Origin of the sequence: Olleya marilimosa CAM030 (assembly GCF_000518485.1) — a bacterium.
In the GTDB taxonomy this organism is placed as follows: domain Bacteria; phylum Bacteroidota; class Bacteroidia; order Flavobacteriales; family Flavobacteriaceae; genus Olleya; species Olleya marilimosa.
This window is the reverse complement of record NZ_JADR01000009.1, coordinates 24,972-37,288: the sequence shown is the minus strand read 5'-3', so window position 1 is coordinate 37,288 and position 12,317 is coordinate 24,972. Positions and strand designations below refer to the sequence as shown.

General features: G+C 32.3%; 11 protein-coding genes. 8 read left to right on the top strand and 3 right to left on the bottom strand.

Annotation, left to right across the window (positions count from 1 at the left end):
* The first annotated feature begins 141 nt into the window (after positions 1–141).
* Positions 142–1,200, top strand: a complete 1,059-nt coding sequence (locus M890_RS0111275; protein WP_157243283.1) for a coiled-coil domain-containing protein — start codon at positions 142–144, stop codon at positions 1,198–1,200.
* Positions 1,201–1,203: 3 nt separating this feature from the next.
* On the opposite strand, the gene M890_RS0111270 is transcribed toward M890_RS0111275, so the two are convergent.
* Entirely contained in the window at positions 1,204–2,475 is a 1,272-nt protein-coding gene (locus M890_RS0111270) for an exo-beta-N-acetylmuramidase NamZ family protein (protein WP_028283637.1), read from the bottom strand.
* A gap of 8 nt (positions 2,476–2,483) precedes the next feature.
* Here M890_RS0111270 and M890_RS0111265 point away from each other — a divergent pair, with 8 nt between their 5' ends.
* The 3 genes from M890_RS0111265 to M890_RS0111250 all read left to right on the top strand — a co-directional run bounded on the left by M890_RS0111265 (position 2,484) and on the right by M890_RS0111250 (position 5,775).
* Positions 2,484–3,719, top strand: a complete 1,236-nt coding sequence (locus M890_RS0111265) for an ABC transporter permease (protein WP_028283636.1) — start codon at positions 2,484–2,486, stop codon at positions 3,717–3,719.
* A gap of 277 nt (positions 3,720–3,996) precedes the next feature.
* Positions 3,997–4,977: a PLP-dependent cysteine synthase family protein gene (locus M890_RS0111260; protein ID WP_028283635.1), complete on the top strand. Its 981-nt coding sequence runs from the start codon at positions 3,997–3,999 to the stop codon at positions 4,975–4,977.
* A gap of 369 nt (positions 4,978–5,346) precedes the next feature.
* Positions 5,347–5,775, top strand: coding sequence for an FKBP-type peptidyl-prolyl cis-trans isomerase (locus tag M890_RS0111250; protein WP_028283634.1), 429 nt, complete (start codon positions 5,347–5,349; stop codon positions 5,773–5,775).
* Between the two features lie 95 nt (positions 5,776–5,870).
* Here the strand turns inward: M890_RS0111250 and M890_RS0111245 are convergent, their stop codons facing one another.
* Positions 5,871–7,055: an MFS transporter gene (locus tag M890_RS0111245; RefSeq protein WP_028283633.1), complete on the bottom strand. Its 1,185-nt coding sequence runs from the start codon at positions 7,053–7,055 to the stop codon at positions 5,871–5,873.
* Positions 7,056–7,191: 136 nt separating this feature from the next.
* On the bottom strand, positions 7,192–7,908 hold the full coding sequence (locus M890_RS0111240) for a DUF6090 family protein (protein WP_028283632.1): 717 nt from the start codon (positions 7,906–7,908) through the stop codon (positions 7,192–7,194).
* A gap of 154 nt (positions 7,909–8,062) precedes the next feature.
* Between M890_RS0111240 and M890_RS0111235 the strand changes: the two genes are divergently transcribed.
* From M890_RS0111235 to M890_RS0111220, 4 genes are all read left to right on the top strand, one after another.
* Complete coding sequence (locus M890_RS0111235; RefSeq protein WP_028283631.1) at positions 8,063–9,337, top strand: DUF2851 family protein; 1,275 nt, start codon at positions 8,063–8,065, stop codon at positions 9,335–9,337.
* A gap of 12 nt (positions 9,338–9,349) precedes the next feature.
* Positions 9,350–9,577 carry a PspC domain-containing protein gene (locus tag M890_RS0111230; RefSeq protein ID WP_028283630.1) on the top strand — a complete coding sequence of 76 codons (228 nt, stop codon included), beginning with the start codon at positions 9,350–9,352 and terminating at the stop codon, positions 9,575–9,577.
* 3 nt (positions 9,578–9,580) lie between these two features.
* Positions 9,581–10,606 carry a potassium channel family protein gene (locus M890_RS0111225; RefSeq protein WP_028283629.1) on the top strand — a complete coding sequence of 342 codons (1,026 nt, stop codon included), beginning with the start codon at positions 9,581–9,583 and terminating at the stop codon, positions 10,604–10,606.
* A 92-nt stretch (positions 10,607–10,698) separates the two neighbouring features.
* Positions 10,699–12,315: an alanine/glycine:cation symporter family protein gene (locus M890_RS0111220; RefSeq protein WP_028283628.1), complete on the top strand. Its 1,617-nt coding sequence runs from the start codon at positions 10,699–10,701 to the stop codon at positions 12,313–12,315.
* Positions 12,316–12,317: the final 2 nt, after the last annotated feature.

Sequence of the window (12,317 nt, the reverse complement as noted above, 5' to 3'; positions counted from 1 at the left end):
TTAACTATTCATCGACTATTTTATGTCGTTTGGCTAATTATATATAAATTATGTTCAGATTTGTATTTAATATCCCAATTTCATAATACATTTGGTCTCCCTTAGAACTGATTTTTAGCGTAACTATATAAAATTTATATTATGATTAGGCAAAAAATAACATTCCTACTATTCTTAATGTTATTGCTAAGTACTTCGGTATTTTCGCAAGTTAAAACCACTATAGTTGAAAATGTAAATGCAACCAAAGCAGGACTTGTTCATGTATTAAACAGAACAGGTGATACTATTATACTTAAAAGTAGCTCATCTATCTATAGATTTAGTTTCTTATATCATTCTCAAAAAGAGTCTGTCTTAATGGATTTAGACAGTAAGGAAGCGAAAATTCCATTACACCATTTTGAAGTAGGACAATATACTGTTGTTGCCTATCGCGAAGATGCTGTGTATCCAATTTCTTTAAACAGAGTTGGTGCTATTACAAAACCAATAGATGCTATTGCAGATTTAGAAGAAGACGTACTTAGAGCAAGTTTGTCCGATGATGAACAACGTAAAAGAAACATTAAGCCAAGACACAATGCAAGTAGTGATACACGTTTAGCTAGTGTAGCAAATAAAAGCAAAGAAGTTGCTGAAGCTAAAGAAAGAGAACAAAGAGCGTTGATAAAAAGAGCAGCAGAAGACGCAGCTAGAAAAAATCATGCATTAGCTGAAGCCAAACAAAAAGAGCAAGAGCAAAGAGAATTAATTAAAAAGGAAGCTCAAGAAGCTGCAAGAAAAGAGCAGGCTATTGCTGAAGCTAAAGAAAAAGAGCAAAGAGAGTTAATTAAAAAGGAAGCTGAAGCCAAATCTAAACAAGAACACGCTTTAGCGGAAGCTAACAGAGCAAAAGCTGAAAGAGAAAAAGCTGAGAGACAATTGGCACAAATAGAAGCTAATAAACAAGCCATAAAAGAAAGAGCGCTAGCTGAAAAAAGAAGAGAAGAATTAAGAGCTATAGCTGAAGCAGAAAGAAAAGAAGCAGAGGCACGTATTGCAGATGTTAAAACAGTTGCAACAGAGGATATTAAGCATGAGAAAAAAGAAGTCAAATATAACATCTCTGTTATACAAGATGGATCTGTAGAAAAGCAAACTAGAGAAGAATACAGAAAAGAAAACTTAAGACCTAACGGTCTGCCTTATGAAGATTAATCTTTATTGATATAATAAATAAGGTTTACGTTTAACCATAAAATCATTCAAGCCACTTGTCCAAGTGGCTTTTATTTTGTCCTCACTCCAACCTGCTTCAATTTGCTGTTGTAGTGTTTTAGTACCAGCAAGTTTTGTAAAAAAGCCATTAGCAATAAAAAAATCAGATTTTGTAGATGTGGTGTTATAAGCGTTAATTAAATAGCTTAAGTTTAAACCATTTTGTTGCTTAATACCGCTTAAATTATAACCATGACAGACTTTGTTTTCATGCTTTGGGTATTTAGCACCTTCGTTAGATTTAGGTGTAAAAGCATAATCTGTTTTAGGTAAAAAAGGCGAACCATATATCTGGAATTGTAAATCCGTACCACGACCAGCACTTACATTAGTCCCTTCAAAAAAGCATAAACTTGGGTATAAGTTTATAGCCTGAGCATTAGGTAAGTTTGGAGATGGTTTAATAGGTAAGTCATAAGCCATTTGTCTATTGTAATTTTTTAAAGTAATCACTTTTAAATTGCACTTTAGTTCATTGTTTAGCCAATTTTCGCCATTAATCATCTGTGCATACTCACCAATAGTCAAACCATGCACCACAGGTACAGGATGCATACCTACAAAGCTAGTATGTTCTTTTTCTAAAATTGGACCATCAATATAATGACCATTAGGATTTGGTCTATCTAAAACAATCAAGGTCTTGTTTTGTTCAGTGCAAGCTTCCATGACATAATGTAAAGACGATATATAGGTGTAAAAACGTGCACCAACATCTTGTATATCAAAAATTATAACATCAACATTTTGTAGTTGTGCAACGGTAGGTTTTTTATTGTTTCCGTATAATGATATTATTGGTAAATTAGTTTTTGTATCAATACCATCTTTAACCAATTCTCCAGCATCTGCAGTACCTCTAAAACCATGTTCTGGAGCAAAAACTTTTTTTACAGCAACTTGTAAGTCAAGTAAAGTATCTACAATATGTGTGTTGCTGTCATAATTAGGTGTTTTGCTAGAAGTAACATTTTTAAATAAAACACTAGTTTGATTAGCAACTATTCCAACACGTTTCCCTTTTAATAAATGTAAATACGCTTCGGTTTGGTTAGCACCAACAATAATAGACTTAGTTGTGGTGTTAACAATAGTAGTTTCGGTTTTAGCCAAAACAGTATTAGTTTCATTTAAATTATTTTTCGTTTTAGAAGCACAAGAAATTAGTATTAAAACAAATAATAAAGCTGTATTTTTGAAAACATTAAATCGCATAATCTAGTTTGAATTTCGAGTTTTTTATAGCTAAACGCATAATTGATAGTAAAGCGTATAAAAGTAGCATATCGGCACCAATAATAAAAATTGGTATCGTAGCAATTGCATTAGGTATTATTGTCATGATGATTGCTATTGCAACAGGTATTGGTTTACAACAAAAAATCAGAGAAAAAGTAATCGCTTTTAATGGTCATAGTATTATCCAAAATTACGATAATAACAACTCGCAAGAAAGCATAAGACCAATCTCTACCAATCAAGACTTTTATCCAACATTTAAAAATGTACCAGAAGTAACGCACATACAAGGTACTGCAACTAAATCCGGAATTATTAGATTAGAAAACGATTTTGAATACGTTGTAATAAAAGGTGTAGGCGCAGACTACGACTGGCAATATTTTGAAGGGTTTTTAATAGAGGGTCGCTTACCTGACTACACAAAGGATATTAGTACTGATGTTTTAATATCACAATACTTAGCCAATAGATTACAATTAAAACTAAACGATCGTATAAACACCTATTTTTTAAGAGAGGACACCACAAAACCACCAAGAGTGATAACTTACAATATAGTAGGTATTTACAATTCAGGTTTGCAAGAGATGGACCAACTATATATGATTGGAGATATTAAGCAAATCCAACGATTAAACAAATGGGACGACGACCAAGTAGGACGTTTCGAGGTTTTTATTGAAGATTATAATACCCTAGAAGCCACAGGAGATGCCATTTTTAAAGAAGTCCCTTCTACATTAAATGCAAAAACCGTTGATAAAGAATACCCTTTTATATTCGAGTGGATTAAAATTTTTGACAATAACATTTACGCCATCATCGGGATTATGATTTTGGTAGCAGGTATAAACATGATAACAGCGTTACTAGTATTAATATTAGAGCGCACACAAATGATAGGCATCCTAAAAGCCTTAGGAAGTGCCAATAATAGCATACGTAAAATATTTTTATACAACGCAGCCTATTTAATTTTAAAAGGACTGTTTTGGGGTAATATAATAGGACTAAGTTTACTCTTATTACAAAAATATTTTGGACTATTCCCATTAGACCCAAAAACCTATCACGTCTCTGCAGTACCAGTTTACATTAATATAGGTTACATCATTGCTTTAAACATTGGGACCTTTGTGTTGTGTCTATTAATGCTGTTAGTCCCATCGTATATTATTTCAAAAATTTCGCCTGTAAAGGCCATCCGTTTTGAATAAATAATTTGGGCGTTACCACAAGGGTCGCGTCATCCACTATATCTTTTTTGCGCATAAGCGCGCACAAAAAAGGATGTCGTTTCTACCGCTAACGCAATCAACCCTAAGGACAGTTTCAAAATAAATTAATGTAGTTTTAACTTTCAATTTTAGACAATTAACGTACTTTTGCAAAATCAAAATTAGAAATTAGCACGTCTTAATTTCAAGCTTTAGCTTAAAGGAATAAACATAAATTAGACGCTTTTTTCTTCAATAAAAAAAATAAAATACCTTAATGAAATACGCAAATAACATTTTAGAAACCATCGGTAATACACCATTAGTAAAACTAAACAAACTAACAGCAGAGTTACCATGTTTAGTATTATCTAAATACGAAACCTTTAACCCAGGAAACTCCGTTAAAGATCGTATGGCATTACAAATGATAGAAGATGCAGAAGCAGATGGACGTCTAAAACCAGGAGGGACTATTATTGAAGGGACTTCAGGTAATACAGGAATGGGATTGGCATTAGCAGCAATTATAAAAGGATACAAGTGTATTTTTGTAATGGCAGATAAACAAAGTAAAGAAAAGGTAGATATCTTAAAAGCAGTAGGCGCAGAGGTAGTGGTTTGCCCAACAGCAGTTGAGCCTGAGGATCCAAGATCATACTACTCGGTATCAAAAAGATTAAGCACAGAAATAGAAAACAGTTGGTACGTAAATCAATACGATAATCCTAGTAATGCCAAAGCACATTACCAAAGTACAGGACCAGAAATCTGGGAACAAACAGATGGTAAAATTACGCACTTTGTTGTTGGTGTAGGTACAGGAGGAACAATCTCTGGAGTTGGTAAATACTTAAAAGAACAAAATCCAAATATTAAAGTTTGGGGAATAGATACCTACGGATCGGTATTTAAAAAGTATCACGAAACAGGAATTTTTGATGAAAACGAAATCTATCCTTACGTAACAGAAGGTATTGGAGAAGATATCCTTCCAAAAAACGTTGACTTTAGCATCATCGATGGGTTTACTAAAGTAACAGATAAAGATGCTGCAGTATATACACAACGACTATCAAAAGAAGAAGGCATGTTTTTAGGTAATAGTGCAGGAGCAGCAATTAAAGGTGTGTTACAATTAAAAGAGCACTTTACTAAAGACGATGTTGTTGTGGTATTATTCCATGATCATGGAAGTCGTTATGTTGGTAAAATGTTTAACGACGACTGGATGCGTAAAATGGGTTACATAGACTAATCCTAATTAATCTAATAATTTAAAAGCTCACAAAGTAACTTGTGGGCTTTTTTTATAATGTTTAATCTTGACCAAGTAATTTGCAGTTTTGACACCTTAATGTTATTATAATACTTAAACATGACAGAGTTGCTGATTATTAATTATTTATAATTTTTCTTATTTTAAATCAAATTTTAACAGCTGTTATACTATCAATAAAGGGCTCACAGCTTAATTAATATTTTAAAACTAAGATATTATAAGTTTGATGATACTTAATTTAGGGTTTGGCTTGGTTTTGGCGTTTAACCTGTCAGTACGTTTAAACTATAATAATTACAGCATAAAAATTATGCAAAGCGTACGTTTTAAAATTTATAATGTAGTATGAATCAAGTAAAAGAAAACAACACAGTTAAAGTAAATTACACAGGTAAATTATCTGATGGACAAATTTTTGATACGTCTGAAGGAAGAGAGCCTTTAGAGTTTACTTTAGGTCAAGGACAATTAATTCCTGGTTTTGAAAAAGGAGTTATTGATATGAAATTAAACGAAAAAAAGACCATCACAATTGCTAAAGAAGAAGCTTATGGTGATGTTAATCCAGCTTTAATCCAAGAAGTAAGTAAAGCAGATTTACCTCAGGATATGACACCAGAAGTAGGTATGGGATTAGTGTCTAAAACGCAAGATGGTCGCGAGACTAACTTAATGGTAGTAGAAGTTAAAGAAGAAACTATCGTTTTAGATGCAAACCATCCATTAGCTGGTAAAGATCTTGTTTTTGATCTAGAAGTGGTAGACATTAAATAATACAAGTTACCAAATAAAATAAGTCGCTTATTTTATAAGTATCCCAATACGGATTGTGTGTAGTAATACAGCAATTAGTATTGGGATTTTTTTGTTTATTGGCTAATAGTAGATTTCTTTTTATTATTTAAAGCAAGTAAACCCAAAATTGGACCTAAAGCTAAAATTACATAAATTCCGTTGGAAGTAGTCGTTTCAATTAAAGCAGTTAATAATTGAATACTTATTATAGAGATTGCAAAACCAATACAATTTACAATAGTAAGTGAGGTGCCTTTAAGTTGTGGTATTGCACTTTCTGCAATTAAAGTTGATAATAAAGGTGAGTCAGCAACGACCACCATTCCCCAAAACAATAAAAAACAAACAAAAATTTTTATTGAGGTTACTGTAAATAGTAAAGGAGAAAGTAAACAGCAAATACCAGATAATAGCAATGCTATAAAAGCAGTCTTTTTAGTCCCAATATGTTGTGCAACATAGCCACTAACAACACAGGCAACACCTCCTAATCCAATAATTAAAAAAGATAATAACGGAATATTTAAATCTGCAATATTATGTATAACGCTATATTGCTTAAGCATAATAGGTGTAAAAACCCAAAAGGCGTAAAGTTCCCACATGTGACCAAAATAACCAAAAGCAGCTTGTCTAAAATTGTGTTTTTTAAAGATGGTAAAACACGCTTTAAAATTAGTGTGTAAACTAGGTTTACGATAAGGTCCATCTGGCACTAAAAATAAAATTAACATACCTCCAATTATAGCAAGTGTGGATGTTGTAATTAATACCGACTTCCATGGATAACTAGTTGTAAAATCTTTTAATAAATGCGGAAAAGCAGTACCAAGTACTAAAGCGCCAACCAAAAAACCAAGTGATTTACCCAAACCTTTGTTAAAGTAGTCCGTTGCTATTTTCATACCAATAGGATAGATGCCAGCTAAACAAAAACCTGTTAAAAACCTAAGCAATAATAAGCTTGTTAAAGTGTGTCCATTCCAGATAATGCCTAAGTTAAAAGTAGCACCAAACAAGGCACTTATAAAAAACACTTTGGATGGCGAAAAGCGATCTGCAATAGTCAAAATTGCAAATACTAGTGTGCCAATAATAAATCCAAATTGTACAGCAGAGGTTAAATGCCCTAATGCACTAAGCTTTAAATTAAAATTTAGGACCATGTCACTAATTACACCATTACCTGCAAACCAAAGTGAGGTACAGCAAAACTGAGCGATGACAATTATGGGTAGTATTAGTTTAGCGCGTTTCAATTCTAGTAGATGGCTATATTATGGTCTGTTAAGCGAAGTTAAAGGTTTTAATTGATTTGCTAAGTGTGTTTGTGTAGGTTTTGTAGCGTGATTTAGCGATCAAATTAGCTATAATTATTTATATGTTGTGGTTTGGTTATTTATCTATTCGCTCTTTAATAGCTGCTCTTATATTTTGCAATTCAACTATTCCGAATTGCAAATTTGGAAGATAGGCATTATATAACTTCTGGTAACTACTTATAACATAACGTCTATATTCTTGACTATTTACAAAATAATCTTGCAGCTCTTCACTGCTATTATCTTTTGTTATTCTTTTGCTTATCCATTCTGGATACCACCTGTAATTATCTCTAAATATATTTACAACTTGGTGACTTTCGTCAGAAATTTTTTTCTCTATAGTGTTAAGGGTTGTTGAAGTATCATATAATTCAATTAAGTACAACGATAGACTATCTTTTGATGCGATTGATTTTAAGCGTTCAATACCACCTTTATTCATATTAATTATTGGACCTCCAGCCATTATTCTAGATAATCCATCGTCTAATAAGTCTACTGTTCTAGTATCTAAAAGGACAGCATCATAAACAGGTTTAATAGAATCGTAATATTTGATAACGCTTGAAAACTCGCTAATGTCATTATCTAAATCAAGTGCAATCTGGTTGTAAATATCTATAATTTCAGATTGTTGCTTTCGGTTTTCATTCCAATTGTTAATCTGTAATGCAATTAAAATTCCAATAACTACAAGTATTATTTCTCCTATTGCGTATTTGATGTACTTTCCCAGTTTTCCTTCCGAAAGTAAATTTTGTCTAATTTTTCTAAAGAATTTTATCATTGGTTAGCAGTTTGTGTTAATGATGCGCAACATATAGATAAGACAAGTTTTTAATTTGCTTTATCGAAGGTTCAGTCAAGTTAGTAGTTTTATGTTTAGAAATCAATACGTATAACTACGTATTTTTCTTACATAAAAAGTGTAACTTTAAGCCATGCAAGAAGATTTTTTACACTATCTCTGGAAACTTAAAAAATTTGAAACCTTAAATCTCCAGACCACAAAAGGAGAGCAAGTTGTTATCCAAAATGTAGGCACACATAATTATCATACTGGTCCAGATTTTTTTAATGCGCAACTTATAATTGCTGGTCAATTATGGGCTGGCAATGTCGAGATCCATATTAAATCTAGCGATTGGTACGTGCATAATCATGAAGTTGATCCTAATTACGATAATGTAATCTTACATGTTGTTTGGGAACATGACACACCTGTTTTTAGAAAGGACAACTCAGAAATACCAACCATCCAGCTTAAAAGTTATGTGTCGCAAGTGGCTTTAAATAATTATGCTAAATTATTTAATAGTAAACAAACGTGGATTAATTGCGAAAACACGATTACTAATGTTAATCCTTTTATTGTCACAAATTGGCTTGAGCGTTTGTTTTTTGAGCGTCTAGAAAGTAAAGCAAAAGCTATTGAAGCTATATTAATAGCTTCTAATAATAACTGGGAAGCGGTTTTATTTAAATTACTAGCTAAAAATTTTGGTCTTAAAGTTAATGGAGACGCTTTTTTTAGTTTGGCTAATAGTTTTGATTTTTCGGTAGTTAGAAAACAGCAAAGTAATTTACAAGGTTTAGAAGCTTTGTTTTTTGGTCAAGCAAATATGCTAGAGGACGATATACAAGAGGCATATTATATTGCACTTCAAAAAGATTATGCGTTTTTAAAACAAAAATTTAAAATTGATAATACTAGTGTTAGTCCGTTTCAGTTTTTTAGACTGCGTCCACCAAATTTTCCAACTATTAGGTTGTCGCAATTAGCCAATGTATACCATATGCACCACAATTTATTCTCAAAAGTTATTGCTTCGGATAGTGTTGCGGATATTTATAAATTATTTTCGGTGTCAACCTCACCATTTTGGGAGTCGCATTATACGTTTGACAAAGTATCTTCAGCCAGAAAAAAGCATATTACAAAGTCGTTTGTAGATTTACTTTTAATAAATACTATCATTCCGCTTAAATTTTGCTACGCAAAACAACAAGGTAAATCTATTGAGGAAGAAATTGTTAATTTAATGCAACAATTAAAACCAGAAAAAAACGGAATAGTAGATAAGTTTGCGAGCTTAAAAGTGGTTTCGGAGTCAGCATTAGAAAGTCAGGCAATTATTCAGCTTAAAAATTTATATTGTGATAAAAACCGTTGCTTAAAATGTGCAATTGGTAATACCATACTTGCACAAAATTAATTATCTTGCAGTATGCAATTTTTATATAAACAGCTACACTATTTTCAAAAACGAGGCTATCACGTCTGTCAGCGTATCGCAGATCGTTTGGGTATTAGAGCCAAAGTAGTGCGCACCACGTTTATGTATTTAACCTTTGCAACACTAGGTTTTGGTTTTGCGTTATACTTATTTTTAGCCTTTTGGATGCGCATAAAGGATATAGTATACACTAAACGCTCGTCAGTGTTTGACCTATAAATTATGACTAACCCACTAATTACACTTTACAGATCTAAAATATATACTGCAATTGCACTATTAATTATACTATTAGTTATTGGTGTTATTGGCTTTAGGTTTATGTCCCACTACACTTGGGTGGACGCTTTTTATATGACAGTAATAACCATAACTACTGTTGGTTTTGGAGAGGTGCAACCCTTAGACGATAAGTCTAAAATTTTCACCATCTTTTTAATTTTAAATAGTGTTGTAATTGTAGGTTATGCTTTAACTATTATTACCGAATTTATTTTAAGTAAAAATAACATTGAAGAACTAAAACAAAAGAAAATGCAGAAAAAAATTGATGCACTAAATAACCATATTATAATTTGTGGTTTTGGTAGAAATGGGAAACAGGCTGCAACAAAATTATTAGCGCATAAACAACCTTTTGTTATTATTGAAAAAAATAAAGAGGTTATTGAAAAATTTGAAGACGAAAACACACCTTTTGTTTTAGGTAATGCTAATGAAGATGAAATTTTACTGCAAGCAGGAATTACTAGAGCTAGTACCTTAATTTCTGCCTTACCAAATGATGCAGACAATTTATTTGTAGTATTATCTGCAAGACAAATGAAAAGTGATTTACGTATTATAAGTCGTGCCTCTCAAGAAACATCATACGAAAAACTAAAATTAGCAGGTGCTAATAACGTGATTTTACCAGATCGTATTGGAGGTGATCATATGGCATCCTTAGTGGTTGTTCCAGATTTGATTGAGTTTATTGATAATTTGGCTATAGTAGGAGAAAGTAATATTAATATTGAAGAAGTGCAAGTTGAAAAACTTTACGATCCTAAAACAGGAATTAAGACAATTAAAGATTTAGACCTGCGACATAAAACAGGATGTACAGTCATTGGTTTTAAGAATGGAAATGGTGAGTATATTGTAAATCCTGAGGCCGAATTAAAATTAGTGCCTAACTCTAAAGTTATTGTACTTGGACGACCAGAACAAATCCAAAAACTAAACACCGTTTTTAGTTTGGACTAAATGATGTATTTAACAAGATTTCTTTTAAAAATTCATCATTTTTTTGCATCTTGCTAATCTTAACTTAAAATTAACTAACAAATAAATAAATTATGAAGAAATATCTTCTCTCGATGTTTACATTAATATTACCATTGCTAACCTTTGCTCAAGATAGTACAGCAGACAATATAGACGCTATCTTTAAAAAATATACAGGTTGGTTTGTTGAAGGGATTTTCTCTGAAATTCCTTTTACAGATACTATAAAAATTCCATGGGTATTAATTGTTCTTATTGGAGGTGCTTTATTTTTTACAATTTATTTCAAGTTCATCAATTTTACTGGATTTAGAACTGCAATTAAGGTAGTACAAGGTAAATATGAAGATATTGAAAAACATGGTGTAGACTCTTTATATGGTGATCAAACACCAGGTGGAGACATCATTGAAACAATGAAAGCTGAAGGTGCAGATGGAGAAGTGTCTCACTTCCAGGCGTTAACAGCAGCGTTATCTGCCACAGTAGGTTTAGGTAATATTGCAGGTGTTGCAGTAGCACTATCAATTGGTGGTCCAGGTGCAACATTTTGGATGATTATTGCTGGACTATTAGGTATGGCATCTAAGTTTGCCGAGTGTACTTTAGGTGTAAAATACAGAGATGTAGGTGAAGACGGAACAGTATATGGTGGACCAATGTACTACCTAACTAAAGGGTTAAAAGAAAAAGGAGCTGGCGGAATTGGTAAAGTTTTAGCTGTACTTTTTGCAATATTTGTAGTTGGTGGATCTTTTGGAGGAGGAAACATGTTCCAAGCTAACCAAGCAGCAGCTCAGTTTACAAAATTATTTAATTTAACAGGAGAAAATGCAGGAATGTACTTTGGTATTGTAATGGCTGTTTTAGTAGCTGTTGTTATTATTGGAGGTATTAAACGTATTGCATCTGTAACAGAAAAAGTAGTGCCATTTATGGCTGGTATTTATGTATTAGCAGCATTAATTATATTGTTTGCTAACTTTACTTTAATTGATGATGCTTTTATGGCAATATTTAATGGTGCATTTACTCCATTAGCTGGATTAGGAGGTGTCATTGGTGTAATGATTCAAGGTGTGCGACGTGGAGCCTTCTCTAACGAAGCTGGTGTAGGGTCTGCAGCAATTGCTCACTCTGCAGTACGTACTAAATATCCAGCAAGTGAAGGTATTGTTGCGTTGTTAGAGCCTTTTGTAGATACAGTTGTTATTTGTACTATGACAGCTTTAGTAATTGTAATTACAAACTTTGATGGTGGTTTTATGGAATATGGAGTAGAAATTAAAGAAGGTGTAGAGATTACAGCTACAGCTTTTGATACGGTTATTCCTCACTTCTCAATCGTGTTAACAATAGCAGTTATTTTATTTGCTTTTAGTACAATGATTTCTTGGTCATATTATGGTATGCAAGGATGGGTTTTCTTATTCGGAAAAGGAAAAATTACAGATTTAATTTATAAAATTTTATTCTTATTATTTGTTGTTGTAGGAGCTTCGATTAGTTTAGGAGCTGTTATTGACTTCTCTGATGCTATGATTTTTGCAATGGTAGTGCCAAATATTATTGGTGTAGTTATGTTATCTCCAGTTATTAAAAAGGAGCTTACTAAGTATATGAATGCTATCAACAAAAAAGAAGATGCTATAGAAGATGGTGCAACAGATTTAGTTGATGAAATGTAAAA